Here is an 18,804-nt window from a genome sequence, read left to right on the forward strand (position 1 = left end):
TGCATCTGCCGTCATATGGCGGCCATCCACAGTGAAATGGATGGCCGTCGCCCTGCTGCCATAAAGTCAACCTGCCACTACCTTGCACAACCACCCAAACCTGAGGAATATGCACGGATATTGCGTGATAGACAGGGGCCTTGTGTGCAGCCCAGGTCATCCGCCGCCCCCTCGACGAACCTCGGCGGGACGACCAGAAGAAAAGCAAGCAGGAGCAACCCGTTGACCCTTTCACTCGAGCAGGCCGTGCGTTTCGGCCCTTATCGGACCTACCCCGGACAACGTCTGATCCTGGAGGCCGACCGCCCGCTGCGGCTGGGACGGCGCGCCATGGACATCCTGCTGATCCTGCTCGAACACGCCGGACAACTGGTCAGCAAACAGGAACTGATTGCCCGGGTCTGGCCGGACAGCGTGGTCGAAGACATCAACCTCAGGGTGCACATGGCCGCACTGCGCAAGGCCCTGGGCGACGGCCAGGCCGGGCAACGCTACATCGTCACCGTCGCACAGCGCGGCTACAGTTTCGTCGCCCCATGCCAATGGGACCTGATCGAGCCGCAGCCACCCGAAGGCTCGCTTACCGACAGCCACAACCTGCCGCTACGCCGCACCCGCATGATCGGTCGCCAGGCACTGCTCGCCAGCATGGTCCAGCACTTTGCGCACCAGCGCTTCATCACCCTGGTCGGCCCCGGCGGTATCGGCAAGACCACCGTTGCATTGAGTGTGGCCGAACAACTGATCGGCCATTACCGGGACGGCATTCGCCTGCTCGACCTCGCCCCGCTCGACAACCCGGCAATGGTCGCCAGCCAACTGGCGATGCTGCTCGGGGTCTGCGCTCCAGAAGTCGAACCCACCAGCAGCCTCGTCGCCTTCCTGCGCGAGCGGCAGATGCTGCTGGTGATCGACAACTGCGAACATCTGCTCGACGCCGTCGCGCCGCTGTGCGAAAGACTCCTGCGCGGTGCCCCCCAGGTGCATATCCTGACCACCAGCCGCGAAAGCCTGCGGGCCGAAGGTGAGTTCGTGCAACGCCTGGATTCGCTCGATTGCCCGCCGCCGCTGACCACTTTGAACAGCGCCCAGGCCCTGGATTTCCCTGCCCTGCAGCTGTTCGTCGAGCGCGCGATGGCCTGTCAGGACAGCTTCGAACTGACCCAGGCACAACTGCCGCTGGTCATCGAGATCTGCCAGCGTCTGGACGGCATTCCACTGGCCATCGAGCTGGCGGCCGCCCAGGTCGATAACCTGGGCCTGGAAGGACTGCTCGCGCAGTTGCAGGACAGCTTTCGTCTGCAGGCCCAAGGTAGCCAGACGCCACTGCGTCGCCACCAGACCTTGCGCGCCACCCTGGACTGGAGTTTCGAACTGCTCACCGCCAACGAACAGGTTTGCCTGCGCCGGCTGGGAATCTTTCGCGGTAGCTTCACCCTGGCCTCGGCAGCCGCGGTGATCAAGGGCGCGAACGTTGAAAGCGGCGAGGTGTTTGCCTCGATCACACAATTGGTCGCCAAATCGTTGCTGAACGTCGAAGTGGGTGACGCAGAGGTGTTTTACCGACTGCTCGACACCACCCGCAGCTACGCCCTGGAAAAGCTCGAGTCAGCCTGCGAACTGCCGGGAACCCGGCTGCGCCACGCCGAACGCTGCCTGGCACTGATGGAACAGGCACAGACCGAGTGGGAACATACCAGCACCGAGCGCTGGATCGATCGCTACGTCCGCGGCCTGGAAGATTTGCGCGCGACGCTGGACTGGGGGCTGGGACCACAGGGGCCGCAAACGCTGGCGATCCACCTGGCCGCCGCGTCAGCACCGTTGTGGCAGGAGCTGTCATTGCCCCAGGAGCACGGTGGCCATGTGCGCAAGGCGCTCGCGTTGCTCGAAAAGCAGCTCAGCCCTTCCCCGCATTTGCGCATCGCGCTCAAACTGGCCTTGGGCAACACCTGCTACCACACACAGGGCGGCAGCGCCGAAACCCTCGACACGTTCAGCAGCGCCCTGGCGCTGGCCGAACACCATGGCGATCGGGGCGGCCAGCTCAAGGCCGTGTCCGGTCAAATGACCGCCAACCTCAGCAACGGCAACTATCAGCTGGCTCTGGAACAAAGCCGGCAATTCGACCAATTGGCACTGAGCGATAGTCCGCTGTCGCTGGGTACCCAGCGCCTGCGAGTGCTGGCATTGCACTACTCCGGCGAGCAGAACCTGGCCCGACAGCTCGCCGAACAGGTGCTCCAGCGCCTGGCCCAGAGCGATCATGTCAACCGCTTCACCCGCGACTTCGGCGTGCAGTACGACCAGAGCGTCGCCGCCCTGACTGTCCTGGCACGCATCCTCTGGCTGCAGGGCCTGCCGGTACAGGCCTGGCACACCGCACGCCAGGCACTGGAGCTGGCCCTGCAAGTCAACCATGGCACCTCGATCTGCTACACCCTGGCGCTGTCCGGCTGCCCGATTGCCTATTACAACGGTGACACCCAGACCGCTCGAGAACTGCTGCAACTGCTGCTGGAGCAGGCGCAGAAACATTCGGTCCTGCTGTTCCATCGCTGGGGCCTGCATTACGCCCAAGTCATCGCCGGGCAACCACCGACCACACTGATGCCTGCCAGCAGCGGCCTGATGAAGGAAATCATGGTGACGCTCGATAGTCGCTTCGTCGATGACGCGCTGCTTCAGCGCGCCGAAAGTGGCGCGGCCGGCTGGAGCAGCGCGGAGATCCTGCGGGCCCAGGCCGAGAAACTGCTGGCTGGGCGTCAGCCGGAGGCCGCCGAAGCGCTGTTGCTCAAGGCTGTTGCGGTGGCTCAGGCCCAGGGCGCACTGGCCTGGGAACTGCGCAGCGCCACCTCGCTGGCGCGACTGTGGCAGCAACAGGGGCGCTGCTGTTCAGCGCATGAGTTGCTCGCACCAGTCCATGCCCGGTTCCGCGAAGGCTGCGAAATGCCAGACCTGCTCGACGCCGCGCGGTTGCTCGACCAGTTGGAACCGCGCCTGTCAGCCTGATACCCACTGCGCCTGACGCACGTAGTCGGCATGGCGCCTGTGCAGCAGGCGCGCCTGCCCGCTGCGCTCCAACTGTTCCAGGGCATAGGAGCGGGTGGTATGGAACAGGCGATAAGGCGACAGGCTGTCGCCCTGCTCCACCACCAGTAACGACTTGTCGGCCAGGCCCCGCAGCAACTCCGGCAGTTGCGCCACTGGCAACTGTGCACAACAGGCGACCGCGACAGCCGCCTGCGCACTGAAACCCATCTTGAACACGGCCAGGCGCTGCAACAGGAGTTGCTCCTTGGGCGCCAGCCGCTCGTAGCTCCAGTCCAGTGCCGCCTTCAGCGTCCGGTGGCGGGGCTCGGCGGTACGACGGCCCTGGGTCAGCAGTTGAAAGCAGTTGTCGAGCTGGGCCTGCAGGCCCACCAGCGCCAGTGCGCCGATCTGGGTCGCCGCCAGCTCTATCGCCAGGGGCAGACCGTCGAGCCGGCGACAGATCTCGCGAACCGCGACCAGATCCTGCTCACGCAGTACGAACTCCTGCTGGCAGGCACGGGCCCGGCTGACGAACAGTTGAACCGCCGAATAGCCCATGGCCTCCTCCACGCTGTGCAACGCCGAAGCCGGCGGTACCGCCAACGGTGGCAGACGCTGCACACACTCGTCGCGGGCGCCCAGTGGCTCACGGCTGGTGACCAGGATCGACAGGCGCGGGGCCGTCGCCAACAGCCGCTCGACCAGGGCCCGACAGCCATCGCGCAAATGGGCGCAGTTATCCAGCACCAACAGGGTATGCCGTTCAACCAAGTCATGCAGTTGCGGGTCCATCTCCAGACTGCTGGCTAGCTGTTCGACCAGTCGCGCCGGGTCATCGAGCGTGGCCAGGTCAACCAACCAGACACCCTCGCGGTAGTGCTGCAGGAGCAGTTCGGCCACGCGCAACGCCGTGGTGCTCTTGCCGACCCCGGCCGGGCCCGTCAGCGTCATGAAACGACGCCCCGGCAACTGACGAACCAGGCTGCCAACCAGCGAATCGCGGCCGATCACCGAAGTCAGCCGGGCCGGCAGGTTATGCTGGGGCTTGAGCGCGGCCTCCAACAAAGCCGGCAGCGCGGTCTGCTCACGCTGGACGGAGGCGATAAAGCTGTAGCCGCGCTGCGGGACGTTGACGATGTAACGCTGCCCTCCCTTCCCATCGCCCAAGGCCCGGCGCAAGGCGGCAATGTGCACGCGCAGGTTGATTTCCTCGACCACCGAGGTCGGCCATACACGGGCGATCAGTTCATCCTTGCTGACCACGCTGCCCGCGCGTTCGAGCAACACCTGCAGAATGTCCAGGGCTCGACCGCCCATGCGCAGAGGCCTCTCTCCCTCCAGGACCAGGCGTTGGCGCAGGTGAAAGGCATAAGGGCCGAAACGCAATAGCGCATCGCCATCCAATTGTCTGAGGCTGTTCATGTCCACTCGCGGGCCCACGCCAGGTTCGATTTCGTCGCGGCACGGGCCAACGCGCGAAATGATCCAGCGGAACCACGCCTCCCTTGCGAAATATCCGCATCCATCTTGGCAGGCGAGGATCAAGGAAAAACTGTCGCTGGGGGAGCGTTACGGACTTCACGATGCGCGAGGCGGACAAAAAGGGCTTAACTGAACTGCTCGCGGTACTGGAGGGGGGTCAGCCCGAGCTTTTCACCGAACAGAAAGCGCATGTGCCGCACACTGCCGAAACCACTTTTATAGGCCACGGTCTTGAGTGGCTGGTCGGTGGTTTCCAGCAAGCTCCTGGCATGGTCGATGCGGGCGCTCTGGACGAACGCCATGGGGGTCATGCTGGTCTCGCGCAGGAACATCCGGGAGAAGTGCCGGGGGCTCATGTTCACCAGGGCCGCCATGCTCTGGACACTGAACGCTTCGCCAAGGTGTTCGAGTACATGGTTCTGCACCCAGGTCACCGGGGTCTGCTGAGGCGCCACGGCGGCGGTCAGTGGACTGAACTGCGCCTGCCCGCCATGGCGCTTCATCACCACCAGCAAAACCTTCGCCACGTCCTGGGCGACCTTCTTGCCGTGATCCTCGGCCACCACCGCCAGCGCCAGGTCGATACCAGCGGTGACGCCACCGGAGGTCAGCAGGTTGCCGTCACGCAGGTAGATTCGATCAACTTCGACCGTGGCGGCGGGAAAGGCCTTGCTCAACCGCTCCGTGTAATTCCAGTGGGTAGTCACACGGTGCCCATCGAGCAGGCCGGCATGCCCCAGCACGAACGCTCCGGTACAGATGGAGCCATAGGTCGTGGCCTTGCCGGCGGCCTGCCGCAACCAGTTGACCAGCGGCAGGTGATTGCGGTTATAGGCCCCCGGACCACCAGGCACCAGCAACAGGTCATACGCGGACTGCGCCTGATCGATGCACAGATCGGCATTGACCCGCACGCCATTGGAGGCGCGCAGTGCGCCCGCCTCGCTGCCGATGGTCAGGAGCTGATAGTGATCGGCAGGCTTGAGATAACGGTTGGCCATGGAAAACACATCCATGGGCCCTGCCATATCGAGCAGCAGAAAATCATGAAACAGCACCATTGCCACGGTTTTCATCGCTTGGACATCACTTCACATTCAAAAGGACACGCCCACAGCGTCGCCGGCTGAGAGGGATCGGAGACAATGGGGTAAGCAGTGAGCATACAGGACAGCCGACCCACACTGTCAACTGCAAGGAGACGGTCTTTCAGCTTTCATCTACTTATTGAACAAATGGGTAAACATTAAGCTTCTCCTCACTCGGACGAATCAACGTCCCCGCAGGAGAATTCATCATGCTGACCCTTCGTAAGGCTTCTGATCGCGGCATCGCCAACCACGGCTGGTTGAAGTCGTTCCATACCTTTTCCTTCGCCAACTATCGCAACCTCAACGAGCAGGGTTTTTCCGACCTGCTGGTGATCAACGACGACCGGGTCGCGGCCGGCAAGGGCTTCGGCCAACATCCGCACCGGGACATGGAGATTTTCTCCTATGTGCTCGAGGGGGCCCTGGAACACAAGGACACCCTCGGCACCGGTTCGGTGATCCGCCCTGGCGATGTACAACTGATGAGCGCAGGGACTGGCGTGGCTCATAGCGAGTTCAACCACTCCCACAGTGAGCAGGTGCACTTCCTGCAGATCTGGATCGTGCCTGCCGTCAGTGGCGCGACCCCGCGTTATCAGCAGCAGCACTTCAGCGCCCAGCAGAAACGTGGCCGCCTGGCGCTGATCATCTCCCCCGAGGGTGAGCAGGGTTCGTTGAAAGTACGCCAGGACGCGCGAGTTTATGCCGGCCTGTTCGACGGCCAGGAAACCGCCAGCCTGGAACTGGCCGAGAACCGCTACGCCTATGTGCACGTCGCGCGCGGCAGCGTCGAACTCAACGGCCTGGTGCTAAAGGCCGGTGACGGCGTACGGGTGCGCAAGGAGCGCCTGCTGACCCTGGCCAACGGGGTGGATGCCGAAGTCCTGGTGTTCGACCTGCGGCCTGAAGAACTGCCACAAATGCCGTGAGGCTGAAATAGCCCGGGGGCTCAATGCCCTCGGGCCTTGGCGGTCACGACGCCATGGCATTCATCCTGCCCGGCGGTAAATCCTAATTTATCAATAGACTCCATTAGTTTTTCGAATTGCCCCGCCCCCCGCGAGATGGCCTAATTGGGGCTTTGTCATGGAAGGCTCCCACATGGAAAACGTTAGAGCGTCAAGCGCTCATGCCACTTGGCTGATGATCAGCGTGGTACTGGTCGCTCTCAACCTGAGGCCATCGATGGCCGCTGTCGGTCCACTGCTATCGGCTATTCGCGGCGATATACCGCTGAGTTTCAGCGCCGCCGCGCTGCTGACCATGCTGCCGGTCATGGCCATGGGCCTGGCGATGTTTCTCGGCATGCGCCTGGCCCAACGCTTCGGCGAACACCGCACCATTGTCGTGTCACTGCTGGTCATAGGTCTGGCCACCGCTTCGCGCTTATACCTGGACAGCACCGCCGAACTGATCCTCAGCGCAGTCCTGGCCGGCCTCGGGATCGCCCTGATCCAGGCGGTGATGCCGGCACTGATCAAGTCACGTTTCAGCAACAACGTCTCGCTGTTCATGGGGGTGTACGTCACCTCGATCATGGGCGGCGCGGCGATCGCAGCGTCGTTCTCGCCCTTCGTCCTGACCCAGACCGGCAGTTGGCGGATCAGCATGGCAGTCTGGGCGGTGCTGGCACTGGTCGGGCTGGTTGTCTGGTATGCACAGCGCTCGGCAATTCCGGCCTTGCCAGCAGCGCCCGGCAGCACCCGGCAAGAGTCGTTCTTCAGTAATTCGCGGGCCTGGTTGCTGGCGATTTTCTTCGGCCTCGGCACGGCGTCCTATACCTGCGTGCTGGCTTGGCTGGCCCCCTACTATGTAGAGAAGGGCTGGAGCGAACAGAGTGCCGGGCTGCTGCTGGGCCTGTTGACCGCCATGGAAGTGGTGTCCGGCCTGGTGACCCCGGCGCTGGCCAATCGCAGCCAGGATCGGCGCCTGGTGCTGGCTGTGCTGCTGGCCCTGATCATCGCCGGTTTCTGCGGCCTGATCCTCAGCCCGCAACACTTCACCCTGCTCTGGCCATGCCTGCTGGGCCTGGGGATCGGTGGCCTGTTCCCGATGAGTCTGATCGTCTCGCTCGATCACCTGGAAGATCCGCGTCGTGCCGGCGGCCTGACTGCCTTCGTGCAGGGCATCGGCTACCTGATCGCCGGCCTGTCGCCGCTGATCGCCGGGATGATCCGCGACCAGTTGGGCAGCTTCGAATGGGCCTGGTGGTCGCTGGCGGCAGTGATGGCTGTGATGATCCTGATGGTGCTGCGGTTCAATCCCAAGCACTACGCCCAGCATATCCAATAGTCATCGACGGTCCTTGCAGGGTTTCCCGACAGGCTGCCCGGCCTGACCTGCAAGGACCGCTTCGCATCACCTCACACCGTCCCCCTGCCCCGCCCGTGCTCACGCCCGGGCCCGGGGCATGCGCCCATCCGGGCACTCATACATATCCACTCCTGGAGACAACCATGAAACAAGTCGGTTTCGCTGCCGCTCATTGGGGCATGCTGATCTGGGCGCTGCTGATCGCCGCGTCGTTTTTTGCCGCGGCCGAGGTCGGCCAATCGATTGATCCGATCCTGCTGACCGGGTTGCGCCTGCTGTTTTCGGCCCTGCTGTTCCTGCCACTGCTGCTTCTGAAAAACAAATCCCCGGTTTCAGCCCGAGGGCTGCTGGCTCATGCCGTACTGGGCCTGCTGCTGGCGGCCTATTTCGGCTCGCTGTTCGAAGCGCTGCGGTATACCAGCGCGGTCAACACCGCGACGCTGTACACCCTGGTACCCTTGATGACCCTCGGTTTCGAAGCCCTGCTGCTGCCCAACGCCAGCCTGAAAGTTCGCCTGCTGCCGATGGCACTCGCGGCGCTCGGCGCCGTGCTGCTGATTCTCAAGGGCGCGGCACCGGGCGAGTTGCCAACGCCCTATCCGGTGATTGTGTTCAGCATCGGCTGCCTGGCCATGGCGCTTTATTCGCCACTGAGCCAACGCTTCAAGGCCGGCGTTCTCAAAGGCCGTGATCCGGTGGCGATGACATTCTGGAACATGCTCTTTGGCGCGCTGTTTCTGCTGGTGTTGTGCGGATTCAGCGGAGGTTGGCGCAGCGGTACGCTGCTGACCGGGCGGGATCTGTTCTGGCTGGTGTACCTGGCGCTGTTCGGCACCCTGGCGACCTTCTGGCTACTGCATCGGGCCATCGGGGTGATCGCCCCTTCGACCGTGATTTCCTATGTCTACCTCAACACACTGTTCGTGACCCTGTTCCACTGGTTCTGGCTGCGCCAGCAACCGACGCTGGTGGAAGCCGTCGGTGCCGTGCTGGTAGCCGTCGGCATGGGCGCGCTGGTGCTGAGCAGTCGCAGCACCAGGCCCGCCCTGGCCTGAACAACGTCAACCGGGTACAGGATCCTGGAACATGACCGGGGTCCAGCGTGCCAACTGCCGCTCCAGGAAGGCCGCCACTGCCAGCAGACGCTCCTCCTGCCAGTGCGGCCCCACCAGTTGGATCCCGATCGGCAAGCCGGTCTGCGAATCGTGACCGGCACGGATGACCACCGCCGGCGAGCCCGAGAGACTGAACGGGAACACGAAGGCATACCGATCAATATCCTCCAGCGACTCGCCATGAGCGAACGCCACGTCCGGGTAAACCGGGCAGATGAACAGGTCGTGCTCGACGAAGAACTTCGCCAACTGATAGCGGAAGGTATCGATGGCGATCCAGTCGCGCTTGAGTTCATCCACGCTCAGCTCGACCTGCTCGCTGCGCCGAACCAGTTCCGCGATGGCCGGCGTGTAAGTCTGCTTGCCCATCGCCTGGAACAGCCGTTGCCAGCTACGACCGCCATCTGCCCCGCTGATAAACACCCGCCAGAGGATATCGCAGGCCTCATCGAGCATCGGCGGAACCGACGGGCTCAAACCGGCGACCACACCTTGCAGGCACGCCTCGACACGCTGCAATACCTGCTTCACGCCGGCGCTGACCTGGGTCCGATCGGACGCCCAGGACAATGCCACCCGCAGTTCGGCCAGAGGCTTGCTCTCGGCGAACGGCACATCGACCGTATCGGGATCCTGGCCGTCGGCGCCACTGATCAGCGGCCCGAGCAGTGCCAGGTCATCGACATAACGACCCATCACCCCGAACGCCGAGGTCAGGTGGAACAACCCGGAGCGGTCATTGGGGAACTGGCCGGTCAGGGGTACCCGCCCCTGGGTCAGCTTGAGCCCGCAGATGCCATTGAAATGCGCCGGAATCCGCACGCTGCCGCAGGCATCCGACGCCAGCCCGGCCGGTGAGCAACCGGCGGCGATGGCCGCCGCCTCACCGCCACTGCTGCCGCCGGCGGACCGACGCGCATCGTAGGGATTGAGCGTACGGCCATACAGCAGGTTCTCGGTTTCGAACGCCATGCACAGCTCGGGCACGTTGGTGATGCCGAGAATGATCGCGCCCGCCTCACGCAACCGCGCGACCGCCGTGGCGTCCTGCTGGCTGGGCTCGCCGAGCAGTTCCTCCAGGCCGCGCGACAGGCGGAAACCGCGCACATGGCAGACATCCTTGATCGTCAACGGCACGCCGTGCAAAGGCCCCAGAAAGATGCCCTGGGCGGCCAACTTATCGGCCTCCAGAGCCTGGCGCTTCAAGGCGTCGACGGACTCGAGCTGGATCAGGGCGTTGATTCCCGTGTTGCGCTCGGCAATGCGCTGCAGATAGAACTCCAGCAGCTCGACGCTGGTCAACGCGCCGCGCCGCAACAGACCGGCCATTTCCCGCAAGGTCAGGGTATCGGGGTTGAACATGCTCACCTCTGCGCCTTGCTGCGCAGCATCTTGTTGGGAATCTGGTACATGTTGCGCACCACCAGGGAGAATGCCTTGACCCCAAGCTTGGGCCGCCGAGCGATAGCTTCCAGCGACTCTTCGGTCATCGTCAGCACGTGGCGCAACGCCTCGGGCGTGATATTCAGTGGCGGGTAGAAACGCAGCACCGGACGCTGGGCCTTTTCATTCATCGAATGCCCGGCATGAATGCCGCGCTTGCCCAACTCCATGCTCATCAGCGCCTCATACACCGAACCACGCAAGCGCAAACCGGTCATCAGCCCCACACCCGGCACATCCTCGACGATCTGCGGATAGCGCTCGGCCAACCGTTGCAGGCCGTGACGCAGCAGGCCGCCATTGATCCGCGACTGCTCGACCAGGTCGTGCTCTTCGATGTAGTCGATGGCGGCCAGCGCCGAGGCGCAGCCCACCGGGTGGCCGCCATTGGTGCGCTGGTCGGGTTCGATCTCGGCCAGCGGGAACTGCCGGCTCAGCCGCTCGCTGTACATGGCGCAGGCAAACGAGGTGTAGCCGCCAGTCAGGCCCTTGGAGAGGATCATGATATCCGGCACCACTTCGTCGTACTGCACGGCAAACCATTTGCCGCAACGGCCGAAGCCGGTCTGGATCTCGTCGGCCACCAACAGGGTATCGGTCGCATCGCACAACGCGCGAATGTTGGCCATGTAACCCACCGGCGGCACCTGCAGGTGCGCCCCGCCGAGAATCGGCTCGACATACACCGCACACACACCCTCGCCCACCGCCTTCTGCAAGGCGGCGAAGTCGCCATAGGGCACGTAAGTCACCTGGGGTGCCTGGGTGCCATAGCTGCGATGATGCTGTTGCTGGCCAAGGATGCTCATCGCCGCCAGTGTCTTGCCGTGGTAGGAGCCGTTCATCACCACGATACCGCGACGGTTGCGCTGTACCTTGAGCACATAACGCAGGCTCTGCTCGACGGCCTCGGCCCCCGAGACCATGTACTGGACATCGCCCCAATGACCCGGCACGAGGTCACGCAGGCGTTCGGACAAGGCATGCTGCAACGGATGCACGCGACCTTCCGGAACCCAGGCCATGCGGTTCAGCTGGTTCTGCACCTGCTCGCGGACCAGCGGGTTGCGATGGCCGACAATGAATACGCCATAGCTGCAGGCACAGTCGATGAAACGCTTGCCGGCATGGTCGGTAACGTAGATACCGTCAGTGTGCTGCTCGACACTGGTCTTGCCCAGGCGATAGAGCTTGGCGGCCGAGGCACTCCAGTGGCGCTGGCAATCGTCCAGCAGTTGCTCATGCGGCAGAGTTAAGGACATGGCTGAGAGTCTCCTTGATAATCTGGGCGGCACGCTGGACAGCTTCGGAGCGCGCGGTAACGGGGCAACGCAGGATCAGTTCGCGACCGCGCGGTACGCTGACGTAAACACCACGTTCGTAAAGGATCTGGCACAACTCGGCCGGTTTGAGATCGCCAGGCAGCGGCAGGCTGACCCAGGCACCACAAGCCACAGCGCCCAGCGGAGCCAGCGTCTGCGCCAGCAACCGGCCGTTTTCCAGGCACTGCCTGGCACAATCATGCTGGCGCACATAGTCGAGCGCGGTCAGCGCGGCCACGCAGGCCATCGGGTTACCCGCCGTGGTGCTGCCATGTTTGGCCGGACTGCTGCGACCGTAGACCCGATAGGCCATCTCTTCGCTGCAGGTGTAGGTGCCGATGGGAATCGCCCCGCCCCCCAAGGCCCCGCCCAGTACGACAATATCCGGGGTGTTCTGGTAGTACTGGAAACCGAACAGCTTACCGAGGCTGCCCAGGCAGCTCTGCACATCGACCGCGATCACCGGAGCCGACGCCTTGGCGGCCCGGGCATACAGCTGATCGAGCAGCGCCTGTTCGATCAGGCGCAGGCGGCCGCTGTCATCGATCACCGTGCTGGTATGGCAAACCGCGAAGCAGTCGTCCCAATCGACCTTGTCCAGGTCGGCGACCTGCTGGATCGCCACGCGCTTGAAGCCCAGGAAATTCTGGATTTCCTGATAGTCACGCGAGGCGCTCAGGCACCGGCCATAGCTCAACGAACCGAAATCGCCGCCCTGGATGAAAACGATGGTGTTGCCCCTGGGCTTGAGGCCCTTGCACAGTTTCAAGGCCCCCTCGAACGCCTCGTCGCCGGAACTGCAGACGTAGGAACTGACCAGGGGTGCGGGCAGCAACTCGGCCAGGGTTCGGCACAAGCCAATCAGTAGTTCGGACATCAGCACCCGGTTGGACAAGCCCATGATGCCGGCCTGGCGGCTGACCGCCTCGATCACCGGCGGCACCTGGAAGCCGAAGCCGCCGCTCAGGTCGACGATCTTGCGACCGTCGCCATCGGTGTAGCTCTCGTACTGGCCGGTGATGATCAGTTTGTCAGTGGTCTTCATAGGAGGTCTCAACGGTAGCTCAAGGCATTGAAGATGCGGCGGCGGTCATCGACGATGGCTTCGCGGCCATGCATGACCCGGCGGTTGTCGATCATCACCATGTCATGGTCGCGCCAGCCGACCGGATAGGTTTCCTGGGCGGTCACTGCGGCGATTTCGGCAAGGAACTCGGCCGGGATCGGCAAGCCGGAGACGGTGTCGATCACCGGCGCTTCATAGTTGAAGGAAGGACCCAGAATGCTGTTGGCGAAGGCCGGACGCTGGCTGAAATCGGAGACCAGAATTGCCGACGTGCTGAAGGCGTAATGGATCGAGTCATCGGCTGGGTTGAAGGTGATCCGTGTGCGTGGGTCGTCGCCGATGATCTGCAGCAGGTCCTCGATGACCACGGCGCTGGGGTCCGAAAGCGTCGACGAGTAGTGGCAGACCAGGCGGCGCCACTTGTCCCCGGCCACGGTGCGGCTGTAGCGGATCGAGTTGTCCTCGAAGAACTTGCGGCAATCGGGCGACAGTTTCGTCAGGACTTTCTCACCGTCGCACAGGGTGGTTTGAGAACCCTTGCGCGGTGCTTCCTGGCAATAGAACCACGTGATATCGGGCCAGAACGGCGAGTTGCCGTTCTCGCAATGCAGGCCGACCGCATCGCGCCCGGCGTCCACCAGTTGCGCCGCGCCGCCGACCATGACCCGCGCTGGGTCGAGGCTCAGCCGCGAGCTGTTCTGCCGGACAAAAGCACTGAAATCCTCAGCGTTATGGATACTGTTGCGAAACAGTACGATGCCGTAGTGTCCCAGCAGTTCGTACAGCTCGGGCTTGCCCAGGCTGTTGAAGTGGCGAGGCTCGATGATCGAGACGGCTGGACTTTCAGAGTGATAGGCAGGCGAGTTCATCAGTTGCATTCCCTTGCAGTGTGGAGAAAACGGTGGCGATATCGGCGCGTTTCGGGCGGCCGGTCACGGTATAGAGTTGTTCGAGCAGCGGATCGTCCTTGGTCAGCAGCCACAGGCGGCTGGGCCGCTCGATATCGGAGAAGCGCCGGCCAGACCAGTTGGCCAGTTCGACTCGATCCGGCAGCGACTCGACGCAGAGCAAAGCCACCAGGCCATGCACATCATCGAAAAACACGGCGGCGTCGCGCACTCCCGGATACTCGCGGTATTCCAGCTCGACCTGTTCCGGGCTGACATTGCGGCCATTGGGCAGACAGATCACATTCTTCTTGCGTCCGTGGACATACAGGTAGCCGTCGGCATCCAGCGACCCCAGGTCACCGGTATCCATCCAGCCATCCTCGGACATCGAGCAGGCGCTGGGATCCAGCCCCGAATAACCGCTGAACAGCGAACTGCTCTTGACCTCGATGGTCTGGTCGGCGCCGATACGCACCTGGACATGCGCCAGCGGCTTGCCGACGCTGCCCAGACGCTGGTCCCGAGCGGTATTCATGCTCACCACCGAGGCGTTTTCGGACAGCCCATAACCCTGGAACACCGGGATGCCGTCCTCGGCCAGGGCCTTGAGAATGTCGACGCTGACCGCCGCGCCACCACAGGTGATATGCACACCCGAGTGCAGATAGCGCGACAGCTGTTCGCTCGACTCGTCGCCTTGGGCCAGTTGTTCGTAAAAACGGTTGAGCATCACCGGCGGCACGGTCATGGCCGTCGGTTCGACCCTCAGCAGCCAGTCGATCAGGCGTTGCGGCGAAGCCCCCGGCTCACCCAGCAGCGGCTCCTCTTGCGGCAGGAAGAACACCGTACCGCCCGCCAGCAACGGCAAGTACGCGGCTGTCACCTGCTCGAGCAGCAGGCTCAACGGCACCAGCGACAGGTAGCGCCGGTGAGCATTGACAGGCATGCCCTGGCGCAGGGAGGCCAGTACCGCGCCGACTGCCGCCGTGCTCAGGCGTACACCCTTGGGCCGGCTGGTGGTACCCGAGGTATGGATGATCTTGCAGATCCACTCGCCATCGTCCGGCACCTCCAGCAGGGGCTGCTCGATAGCCGGCTCATCGATACGGCGCAAACGCTCCTTGGGGAAATCCAGCAGCCAGCGCTCACTCAAGGTGCGTTGTCCCGCAGCATCGACCAGGAAACCGTCGCAACGTGCGGCCAGGTGTTCGGCCTGGGACTGGCTGAACGCCAAGGGCAACGGCAATGCCGTCACCCCGGCGAACAGGCAGGCCAGGTCAGCCACCAGCCAGTCGCTGCTGTTGCGCGTGGCAATGCCCAGCACCACCCGCTCGCCCTCGTTGCTCGCGGTGAAACGCCGCTGCAACTCGGCGGCCAGGTTCAGCGCGCGAGACTCAAGCTCCCCATAAGTCAACGCAACACCCTGTTCCAGACCGCTCGCTGCGCAGTCGACCGCACAGACCGAATCGCGGCTGGCTTGCAGGGCTCGCCGCAAATCGGCAATGAATACAACGCTCATGGCTGCGCTCTCGCTGGCAGATCGGTGGGCAATTGGCTGAACATCGTATTCAGGGTCAGCGCGGCGAAGCGCGAACGCTGCGGATCAACGCGGATAAAACCGGTGATCGGCTGCTTCGAGTAGTAGCTGCCCCATTTCTTGCCGCTGTCGTCGGCCAGACGCTCCGGATCGGCAACAAGCAGTGGTTCGAAGATGATCTGGCAGCTCTCCATCATCTCCCGAACCCGTGGCGTGACCGTGCACAGCAGGTAGTGGGCGCCCATGCACCAGGCGAGCAACGGGATCATGTTGACCATGATGATTCCCGCCGTCAGGTGATGGGAGATCAGGTTGCCTATTTCGGCGATATTCGAACGATCGATGCTCTTTTCGAAGCGCCGCGACAGAATCGTCTCGATCGGCTCCGGCAGGTACTGCTCGGAGAACAACGTTCGATAATCGGCAAAAGTTATACCGGCGCAAGAAAGAATTCGCTCATCGACATCCAGCGTCAGCGCAAAGTATTGCGGATTCGGTTCCACATTCGCCTTATAAGAACTGTGGAATTTCTCTTTCACAACTTCCGTTGCCTGTATCCACAACGGTGTCTGGTTTTCCGTGACACGTACCAACATTTCGCCCTCCTCAGTCCCTGTGCAGGGGTTGTCAAAATGTGAGGTGCGAATATATTGAGGTGACATCCCAGTGGCTATTTAAAAAATAGATTTTATCCGCTAATATACAAATAGTTCGTTTTTATTACAGACAGGAAGAAAGTAACGCCCATGGATTTTCATCGAGACGAACCTTATGCTCAATAGTAATATGCTCAGAAAGCTGGACATGCAGGACCTGATGGTATTCGTCGCAATATATGAGCAGAGCAGCGTCACCGAGGTATCCGAAACCCTTTGCGTCAGCCAGTCCACGGTCAGCTACTGCCTGAAAAAGCTGCGCACGAGCTTCGAGGACGAGCTGTTCATCCATACCCGTAATGCCATGTTGCCAACCAGCAAAGCCACCAGCATGTACAGCCATGTCATCAACATCATTAAAAGTATCAATCTCTGCCACTCGGAAACTCAATCATTCGATCCGGCAAAAAAAGAGATAACTTTCAATATTTGCGCCCCTGAATATTTCGAACTACTGATCCTGCCGACACTACTGAAAAAATTCATCAAAAGCAGTTTCCCGGTCATAATAAATATTCATAAATTTCACAAGGAAATTCCAACGGAAAAACTTTCAGATGGCACTTTCGACTTGGTCATCTGTTCGGGACCCAACTTCCATCGCAAGGAAAAAAACCTAAAATCAAAGATACTGCTGGATGACGAACTGATCTGCGTTGTCGATAAGAATTTCATACCCGAAGATAATAAGTTCAGTCTGGAAAGTTTTGTTGCCCGTCAGCACATATTTCCCACGCCGTGGATGTCGGATACCAACATGGTCGATGGCTGGCTTGGCAAACAAGGTTATAGCCGGCAGATCGTCGCCCGCTCCAACAGTTATGTTGCGGCACTGGAGATGATCAACGGGACCGACCTGGTCCTGACATTGCCTCGACGTATCCAGCTGCTGATCTGTGACGAGACGAAATTCGATTTCTGCAAACCACCGCCGGGCCTGCCCAGCTTCACCATGGACATGCTCTGGGATCGCAAGAGCGGCCAGAGCAGCGCCAATACCTGGCTACGCGAGCAGATCGCCAAGGTCTGTGCCTGATCGGAAGACGCTTGACTCAAGGTCGGTGCTCATCCCTGGCACGGGTCAGACTATTGTCCTTAAACGCCGCACTAAGATAATGCAACTGATTACCAAAAGCATATCAAGCGCCCCGAAAGCGCTGAAACTTTATTCGAAAAACGTAGGACAATCTGTCCATTCTTCTATCAGCGTATGCGAGTACGCGACATCGCCAGCCAGTCACCTGCGCGGTCCGCCTTAGATACTCTTGTGTTGGCGCCGGGATATTGTTCCCGCTTTGGGATTGATCTCCGTAGACAGGCAATTTCGACAATGTTTTGGCGTCATCCTTTGTGCTCATATTTTTGAACACAGCACATTGCCCGGCTTGTTGAATCGTCTGACAAAAGAACTAACCTCAGGGTCAATAATTAGCGGTGGAAAGCCTCGACTGGCCCTCTGCGGATAGTCGCACTCAGAGCAGATACGCGTTCATGTACACGCAATAGTTGAGGTATTTTCTTACGTTTGTCCGAAATTGTACTGACTATCTCACCCAGAGTGTGTACGGGTAACTCCAATAGTCAGGCGCTTAGCCGGATCAGACTGTACGCAGAATCTCACCGCCCGCCGCAGTTCGATCAATCAAACGAATACTGTCACGCCCGCCGCGCTTGGACTCGTAGAGCGCGGCATCGCTGTGCTCGATCAAGGCCGCCAGGCTGGTGGGGGGCTGGTCAAACAGGTTGGCACCAATACTCAGGGTCACCGCCTCCGGAGTGGCGAACGCTTCGCAAGCCACCCGGCGAAACTGGTCACGCAGGCTACTGCCCAGACTCACGATCTGCTGCGCCGAAGCATGACCCAGCAGGATCACGAACTCATCCCCGCCAAACCTGGCAGCCAGTGCACCGTCGGGCAGCAGCGAACGAATCATCTCGCTCAGCGCTACCAACAAGCGGTCCCCAGCGGTATGACCATAGAGGTCGTTGATCAGCTTGAAGTTGTCGACATCGATCAGCAAAAAGGCCCCCGGCCGGGCACTCGAGACCTCCTCAAGCAGACGCGGAGCGCGCACTTCGAAGGCGCGACGGTTGTACAGCGCGGTCAAGGGGTCGCGAGCAGCCAGGCGGGCGATGCGCTTTTCCCGGCGATAACGCTCAGTGCCAGTCATCGACAGCGCAATCAGCATGATCGCCATGGTGCCTTCGACCAGGGAAATCTGGATGATCTCGCCGCGAAACGCAGCGAGGTCGATCAGCGTCCCCGGAATGACCGTCGATAGCGCCTTGACCAGATAGAAAAGCCCGTGGATCAGCAGGACATAACGCAGTTGTACCGCGCCCACGCTCAATGACTTGCCGTGAGGGCGCAAGAGAAAGCTGGCCCGCAAGGTCACCAGGGAGACCATCAGCGAATTGACCAGCATCATGATCTTCGACCACGACGGATCACTGGGTAAAAACAGCATGGCGGCCCAGGCCACGACCACCAGGAACCAGGCACGGGAGAGCCGCGTTTGCGTGAAGTGCGCGACCCCCACCAGGAAAAGCCAGTGGGCGGTCACCAGCAAGCCGTTGGCGAACCAGATGCCCACTAGCAAAAAACCGCTGCCGCGCAGCAAGGCGAGTGTCGAGCCAATACTGATCGTTGCAAAGCCCGAACTCCAGAACAGCAGCGATGGTTCACGCACGCTGCGCCACTCGACCACCAGGTACAGGGCAGCCGCCGCTGCCAGGGCGATCGTGAGCACCAACATCGTGAGGGGGTCAAGCGACATATACGGACGGGCCTTTCTGAACGGCGATGAAAGGCGTCAATTATAATGCTTTTCGTGACGCTAAAACTTCTCAAAGATG

Annotated in this window: 14 protein-coding genes; 5 read left to right on the plus strand and 9 right to left on the minus strand. The window is 61.6% G+C overall.

Annotated elements, in window-relative coordinates; all coding sequences use genetic code 11:
- Positions 1-222 precede the first annotated feature (222 nt).
- Positions 223-3,012: an ATP-binding protein gene (locus BLU37_RS24605; protein WP_090209831.1), complete on the plus strand. Its 2,790-nt coding sequence runs from the start codon at positions 223-225 to the stop codon at positions 3,010-3,012.
- Here BLU37_RS24605 and BLU37_RS24610 read toward each other — a convergent pair.
- Positions 3,004-4,455, minus strand: a complete 1,452-nt coding sequence (locus tag BLU37_RS24610) for an ATP-binding protein (RefSeq protein WP_172833055.1) — start codon at positions 4,453-4,455, stop codon at positions 3,004-3,006. The genes BLU37_RS24605 and BLU37_RS24610 overlap by 9 nt on opposite strands.
- Positions 4,456-4,640: 185 nt before the next feature.
- The gene (locus BLU37_RS24615; protein ID WP_090209834.1) at positions 4,641-5,591 is read right to left on the minus strand and encodes a GlxA family transcriptional regulator; all 951 of its coding nucleotides are present in this window, start codon (positions 5,589-5,591) and stop codon (positions 4,641-4,643) included.
- Positions 5,592-5,812: 221 nt separating this feature from the next.
- Between BLU37_RS24615 and BLU37_RS24620 the strand changes: the two genes are divergently transcribed.
- The 3 genes from BLU37_RS24620 to BLU37_RS24630 all read left to right on the plus strand — a co-directional run bounded on the left by BLU37_RS24620 (position 5,813) and on the right by BLU37_RS24630 (position 8,974).
- A complete protein-coding gene (locus BLU37_RS24620; protein ID WP_090209836.1) occupies positions 5,813-6,535 on the plus strand; it encodes a pirin family protein in 723 nt (240 codons plus the stop codon).
- Positions 6,536-6,707: 172 nt separating this feature from the next.
- Positions 6,708-7,898: a cyanate transporter gene (locus BLU37_RS24625; protein WP_090209838.1), complete on the plus strand. Its 1,191-nt coding sequence runs from the start codon at positions 6,708-6,710 to the stop codon at positions 7,896-7,898.
- Between the two features lie 164 nt (positions 7,899-8,062).
- A complete protein-coding gene (locus BLU37_RS24630; protein WP_090209840.1) occupies positions 8,063-8,974 on the plus strand; it encodes a DMT family transporter in 912 nt (303 codons plus the stop codon).
- Between the two features lie 6 nt (positions 8,975-8,980).
- Here the strand turns inward: BLU37_RS24630 and BLU37_RS24635 are convergent, their stop codons facing one another.
- Genes BLU37_RS24635 through BLU37_RS24660 form a run of 6 tightly spaced genes read right to left on the minus strand, consistent with a single transcriptional unit; the run spans position 8,981 to position 15,954 of the window.
- Positions 8,981-10,396 carry an amidase gene (locus tag BLU37_RS24635; protein ID WP_090209842.1) on the minus strand — a complete coding sequence of 472 codons (1,416 nt, stop codon included), beginning with the start codon at positions 10,394-10,396 and terminating at the stop codon, positions 8,981-8,983.
- 2 nt (positions 10,397-10,398) lie between these two features.
- A complete protein-coding gene (locus BLU37_RS24640; protein WP_090209844.1) occupies positions 10,399-11,739 on the minus strand; it encodes an aspartate aminotransferase family protein in 1,341 nt (446 codons plus the stop codon).
- The gene (locus BLU37_RS24645) at positions 11,717-12,844 is read right to left on the minus strand and encodes an aminotransferase class III-fold pyridoxal phosphate-dependent enzyme (RefSeq protein WP_090209846.1); all 1,128 of its coding nucleotides are present in this window, start codon (positions 12,842-12,844) and stop codon (positions 11,717-11,719) included. Before BLU37_RS24645 ends, BLU37_RS24640 begins: the two co-directional genes overlap by 23 nt.
- Before the next feature lie 8 nt (positions 12,845-12,852).
- Entirely contained in the window at positions 12,853-13,734 is an 882-nt protein-coding gene (locus BLU37_RS24650; protein ID WP_090209848.1) for a TauD/TfdA family dioxygenase, read from the minus strand.
- On the minus strand, positions 13,709-15,274 hold the full coding sequence (locus BLU37_RS24655; RefSeq protein WP_090209850.1) for an AMP-binding protein: 1,566 nt from the start codon (positions 15,272-15,274) through the stop codon (positions 13,709-13,711). The genes BLU37_RS24650 and BLU37_RS24655 overlap by 26 nt, the downstream gene beginning before the upstream one ends.
- Positions 15,271-15,954: a thermostable hemolysin gene (locus tag BLU37_RS24660; RefSeq protein ID WP_172833056.1), complete on the minus strand. Its 684-nt coding sequence runs from the start codon at positions 15,952-15,954 to the stop codon at positions 15,271-15,273. Before BLU37_RS24660 ends, BLU37_RS24655 begins: the two co-directional genes overlap by 4 nt.
- 109 nt (positions 15,955-16,063) lie before the next feature.
- Here BLU37_RS24660 and BLU37_RS24665 point away from each other — a divergent pair, with 109 nt between their 5' ends.
- Positions 16,064-16,984, plus strand: a complete 921-nt coding sequence (locus BLU37_RS24665; protein ID WP_029379621.1) for a LysR family transcriptional regulator — start codon at positions 16,064-16,066, stop codon at positions 16,982-16,984.
- Positions 16,985-17,546: 562 nt separating this feature from the next.
- Here BLU37_RS24665 and BLU37_RS24670 read toward each other — a convergent pair.
- Entirely contained in the window at positions 17,547-18,725 is a 1,179-nt protein-coding gene (locus BLU37_RS24670) for a GGDEF domain-containing protein (protein WP_172833057.1), read from the minus strand.
- Positions 18,726-18,804: the final 79 nt, after the last annotated feature.

Origin of the sequence: Pseudomonas asplenii (genome assembly GCF_900105475.1) — a bacterium.
GTDB classification, from domain to species: domain Bacteria; phylum Pseudomonadota; class Gammaproteobacteria; order Pseudomonadales; family Pseudomonadaceae; genus Aquipseudomonas; species Aquipseudomonas asplenii.